Annotated in this window: 4 protein-coding genes and 1 tRNA gene; 2 read left to right on the plus strand and 3 right to left on the minus strand. The window is 38.8% G+C overall.

What is annotated here, in order from left to right; genetic code table 11:
- Positions 1-60: 60 nt before the first annotated feature.
- Positions 61-136 (minus strand) — tRNA-Asn (locus tag JCM15074_RS19935).
- 967 nt (positions 137-1,103) lie between these two features.
- Between JCM15074_RS19935 and uvrB the strand changes: the two genes are divergently transcribed.
- The gene (gene uvrB / locus JCM15074_RS19940; protein ID WP_025823702.1) at positions 1,104-3,125 is read left to right on the plus strand and encodes an excinuclease ABC subunit UvrB; all 2,022 of its coding nucleotides are present in this window, start codon (positions 1,104-1,106) and stop codon (positions 3,123-3,125) included.
- 89 nt (positions 3,126-3,214) lie between these two features.
- On the opposite strand, the gene rrtA is transcribed toward uvrB, so the two are convergent.
- Positions 3,215-3,694, minus strand: coding sequence for a rhombosortase (gene rrtA, locus JCM15074_RS23275; protein WP_306302243.1), 480 nt, complete (start codon positions 3,692-3,694; stop codon positions 3,215-3,217).
- Positions 3,682-4,371, minus strand: a complete 690-nt coding sequence (gene queC, locus JCM15074_RS19950; protein WP_025823704.1) for a 7-cyano-7-deazaguanine synthase QueC — start codon at positions 4,369-4,371, stop codon at positions 3,682-3,684. The genes rrtA and queC overlap by 13 nt, the downstream gene beginning before the upstream one ends.
- 134 nt (positions 4,372-4,505) lie before the next feature.
- Here queC and queE point away from each other — a divergent pair, with 134 nt between their 5' ends.
- Positions 4,506-5,174: a 7-carboxy-7-deazaguanine synthase QueE gene (gene queE, locus JCM15074_RS19955; RefSeq protein ID WP_025823706.1), complete on the plus strand. Its 669-nt coding sequence runs from the start codon at positions 4,506-4,508 to the stop codon at positions 5,172-5,174.
- The last annotated feature ends 178 nt before the right edge of the window (positions 5,175-5,352 follow it).

A 5,352-nucleotide genomic window follows, 5' to 3' on the forward strand; every position in this document is an offset into this window, starting at 1 on the left:
CTGGGGAATCGTTTTCTTTTTTACACCGAGAAGGTGACTAATACAACTTATTAGTAAAGTTGGCTCCCCAGACTGGACTTGAACCAGTGACATACGGATTAACAGTCCGCCGTTCTACCGACTGAACTACTGGGGAATAATTGCCGCGTCCCGTTAAGAGGACGGAGCGCATAGTAAATCGGTATCTGGAATGAGTCAACTTAACTTCTAAAAAAAAATGCCAATATTGGTTTAACTGCTCGGGGTTTGTTCAAATTGCTGAGGTATTCAACATTTTCTATATTTATTACTAAGTTATTTGGTTATTTTGCATTCTGTGATTGAGTTAGATGATATAGAACAATTAGGCTAAGTGAGTCGAGTCAATCTATCATTACCGTATGATTGGCCGTAAAAATAAACAATCAGCTAAGGTTTTCACTAAACAGACTCGCATGAATCATGAGTTAATTGATGTCTTCTGTCTGTTTGGTTAATTGTCAGATAGGAATCGCAATCTAATTAACAGGCAATGGCGATTATTTTTGACGGAATTGAATCAAAAAATTTGCTGAGATTATACGGATAACTATTGACATAAACATTGCTTTTTGCTGGTCGGACGACATGGGTTTTTAGCCGACTTTCATTTGTAACAAACTTTCATTTTTACGACAAACTTGTTTTGTATATTGTCACTGCTCTGTATGCCGCATGATTCCTAGCGTTACTTGAGTTATCCACTAAATCTGTGGATAAACCTGTGAGTTAGTCTGATTTATTGGCTGCTAAGGCCGATGGATACAGCATTTGAGTTAAATTTGATAACTTTTCTAATCTAAAAAATACTTGTTTAATTTCAACTAGATAAATAAATCAACAATTATTTATCGTTTTGTAAGCTTGTCAATAAAAGTTGAAATTTGTTGTCTTTTTGTTGCTGTGTACAAACTTTTTTGATTTCTAACTTATACCAGTAAATACTGATGATAAGTCTAGAGTGCAGCTTTATTAGTTATGTTATTCACATAAAAATAAGCATTATCTGATAAAAGCCAAAATCAATTGGTAAAAAAGTGGTAGTTAATTAGAATAGTTGAAACGATTGATAAGGGACATGGTAAGTGACGCACTCTATATTTCAGTTACATTCTCAATATTCTCCCGCAGGCGATCAACCGACCGCAATAGCGACATTGAATGATGGTTTAGATTCAGGTTTAGCCAGTCAAACGTTACTTGGTGTAACGGGATCGGGCAAAACCTTTACGATCGCAAATGTGATTGCCAATTCAGGGCGACCAACCATTGTGATGGCACCTAATAAAACACTAGCAGCTCAACTCTATGGTGAGATGAAAGAGTTTTTCCCTGAAAATGCGGTCGAATATTTTGTTTCTTACTACGACTATTACCAGCCAGAAGCCTACGTGCCTTCAACGAATACCTTTATTGAGAAAGATGCTTCAGTAAACTCTCACATTGAGCAGATGCGGTTATCAGCGACGAAAGCCTTATTAGAACGTAAAGATGTGGTGTTAGTTGCTTCTGTTTCCGCCATTTATGGTTTGGGCGATCCCGATTCATATATGAAAATGATGCTGCATTTGAGTCAAGGCGACTTTATTGATCAACGTGATATCTTGCAACGCTTAAGCGAACTGCAATATACCCGTAATGATATTAGTCTTGAGCGTGGTACTTTTAGAGTGAGAGGCGAGGTTATTGATGTTTTTCCTGCCGAATCGGAAAAAGAAGCGATCAGAATTGAGCTATTTGATGATGAAGTCGACAGACTAAGTCAGTTTGATCCATTAACAGGCCAAATAACTAAGCGATTAGCGCGTACTACAATTTATCCTAAAACCCATTATGTGACGCCAAGAGAAACGATTTTAGCCGCCACTGAAGAGATTAAAGAAGAGCTTAGGGCCCGCAAACAGCAATTATTAGACAATAATAAATTGATAGAGGCGCAGCGGATCAGTGAACGAGTACAATACGATATCGAGATGATGACCGAATTAGGCTATTGTTCAGGTATTGAAAACTACTCTCGCTATCTATCGGGTCGTGCTGAAGGTGATGGTCCTCCGACTTTATTAGATTATCTTCCTGCTGATGGCTTACTGATTATTGATGAATCGCATGTTACCGTGCCGCAAATTGGTGCGATGTATAAAGGTGACCGTTCTCGTAAAACTACCTTGGTTGAATATGGCTTTAGATTACCTTCAGCGTTAGATAACAGACCATTAAAATTTGATGAGTTTGAAGCATTAATGCCGCAAACTATTTATGTATCAGCGACGCCAAGTCAATATGAATTAGAACGTAGCGATCAAATTGCTGAGCAGGTGGTGAGGCCGACAGGTTTATTAGATCCAGAACTTGAAGTCAGGCCTGTCGGTATTCAAGTTGATGACCTGTTATCTGAAGTCCATAAACGTGTTGCGGTTAATGAAAGAGTGCTGGTTACGACGTTAACCAAACGAATGGCTGAAGATTTAACCGAGTATTTGGATGAACATGGCGTCAAAGTGCGTTATTTGCATTCTGATATTGATACGGTTGAACGGGTCGAGATCATCCGCGATCTACGTTTAGGTGAGTTTGATGTACTTATCGGCATTAACTTACTGCGTGAAGGGCTTGATATGCCTGAGGTGTCATTAGTGTGTATTTTAGACGCCGATAAAGAGGGCTTTTTGCGTTCAGAACGATCTCTAATCCAGACCATTGGTCGCGCTGCTCGTAACATAAATGGTAAAGTTATTTTATATGCGGATAAAGTGACCAAATCTATGGCAAAAGCGATTGAGGAAACCGAACGTCGCCGCGCTAAACAGCATCAATTTAATCTAGATAATGGTATTACACCGAAAGGCTTGGTTAAACGCATTACTGATATTATGGATGTGGGCGATAAAGCACCAGAAGAGCGGGTGGCGGTTGCTAATGCTAATCGCAGAAAAGTTGCCCAGCAGCAAGCTAAATATGAAATTAGTGATGCGCATGCCATTAGCCAACAAATTGATGTACTCGAAAAGCAAATGCATCAATGTGCACAAGATCTTGAGTTTGAACAAGCTGCTGCACTGCGAGATGAAGTGAAGCAGCTGAGAGAGCGATTAATTTCGGCGTAATTTAATCCAGCTAATCATACATAACGCACATAAAATGCCACTAATAGCCCCGATTAAATGGGCGTTAGTGGCAACTTTTGCATTTATCATTAAACTGACATCATGCTTGCACCAAATACTTGTTCATAACCTATTTTGGCAATGAGTCCAACAAGCAGCCAATAGCCCATTTTAATCCCTTTATAGATATCAAATACGGCGCCATAGCCAAATATACCGTGTAAAACACCACTTAATCCGACATAACCTAATGTATTAGGATAGAAAATATATAAACCTAAGCCTTGCAATAACGCCAGTATAAGGATTAATCCCACCAACTTTAGCGGACTGAAGTGCTGTTCAAACAGTGACACAATCACCAGCAATCCCGCCATATTCATGACCAAATGCCATAAATTGGTATGATTAAAATTACCTGTGATTAAGCGCCACCATTGGCCTTCCGCAATAGCTTGTCTTTGGTAATCTAAGCTATTTGCATCAAATACAAACAGCAAACTACAGGCTAAAACAAGACCCATTGTGCAAATTAAGGTTGGTGATAACCAGGCTGTTAGTTTTGACATTTGTCCGCTAATGCTTGATTAACTTCTGCTTTATTGTCTAGATAGTCATGTAAACCACGTTGGCGCAGTAAACAAGCTGGGCAAGTGCCACAACCATGACCAATAATACCGTTATAGCAAGTTAAGGTATGGTCTTTTACCAGTTCTAATTGGTGATATTTATCAGCTACAGCCCAAGTTTCAGCCTTATTTAACCACATTAATGGCGTCACAATATTCAGCTGCTTATCCATGCCTAATTCAAGTGCATGTTGCATCGCTTTGACAAATTCATCGCGGCAATCAGGATAACCCGAAAAATCGGTTTCACACACGCCGGTGATGATTGCCTCAGCGCCAAGTTGATAAGCATAAATACCAGCCAGTGTTAGAAATAAGATATTACGTCCTGGTACAAAGGTATTCGGCAGACCATTTTCCATTAATTCATTTGATACTGGGATGGCATCACGCGTTAGGGCTGAAATAGCCAGCTCATTAAGTAAGCTGACATCCATGACTTTGTGACTGGCAATATTAAGTTGTTTGGCTAACGTTTTTGCTACTTCGATCTCTTGGCTATGACGCTGACCATAATCGAATGTAATGGCATGAACTTCATCATACTGAGTAAGGGCTTGAATTAAACAAGTGGTTGAATCTTGTCCACCACTAAATACGACAACTGCTTTAGACATGATAGGGTTAAAATCGATAAAAAGTTTGTTCTATCTTACCCGATTGCTCACTGATTAATAAAGTAATATAGCGTTATGCTTGTATGGATGCTCAAAATCTACTATAAAGCCTGCTTAATGCAATAGAGGTTAGTATGAAGTATCCGATTAACGAAGTTTTTGAAACGATTCAGGGTGAAGGTTATTTCACCGGCGTACCTGCCATTTTTGTCCGTTTACAGGGATGCCCTGTAGGATGCAGCTGGTGTGATACTAAACATACTTGGCAGCAATTAGCTGAAAATGAAGTCAGTGCTGAGCAAGTTATTCAAGTCGACGGTACGATTGGACGTTGGGCAAATTATAGTGCTGCTGAGCTGGTTGCTGCATTTGTTGCCAAAGGTTTTCATGCTAAACATGTGGTGATCACTGGTGGTGAACCTTGTATTTTTGATCTGGCTGAATTAACAGAGGCATTGAATGCTGCAGGTTATCAGACTCAAATTGAAACCAGTGGTACTTTTGAAGTTAACTGTAGTGATGCAACTTGGGTGACAGTTTCACCTAAAGTGAATATGAAAGGTGGTTTACAAGTATTAGTTCAAGCATTACAGCGTGCTAATGAAATCAAACACCCTGTAGCCACTGAAAAGAATATTGATGATTTAAAACAGTTGATCGAAAACATTGATTGCACTAACAAAACTATTTGTTTGCAACCGATCAGCCAAAAGCCTCGCGCAACACAGTTGGCGATTGATACTTGTATTGAAAATAATTGGCGTTTGTCGGTACAAACTCATAAGTATCTGCAAATTGATTAACAGATTTTAAGTTAGATTAAGATTAGGCGAGGGTAACCTCGTCTTTTTTATATCCGTAATTAATTAAGATAAAAAAACAGAGAATCGATTTTGAAATCGCTATTAATAATTATAGGTAAAGAAATAAATAGGAAATATTAATAAGATATAACTGGGGATTTTACAGAGAAGAAGTTGA

The organism is Shewanella marina JCM 15074 (assembly GCF_000614975.1).
GTDB classification, from domain to species: domain Bacteria; phylum Pseudomonadota; class Gammaproteobacteria; order Enterobacterales; family Shewanellaceae; genus Shewanella; species Shewanella marina.

Bases quoted from the DNA above. Each gene is read 5' to 3' on its own strand.
- rrtA (WP_306302243.1), bottom strand. From the start codon at position 3,694: ATGTCAAAACTAACAGCCTGGTTATCACCAACCTTAATTTGCACAATG.
- queC (WP_025823704.1), bottom strand. From the start codon at position 4,371: ATGTCTAAAGCAGTTGTCGTATTTAGTGGTGGACAAGATTCAACCACT.
- queE (WP_025823706.1), top strand. From the start codon at position 4,506: ATGAAGTATCCGATTAACGAAGTTTTTGAAACGATTCAGGGTGAAGGT.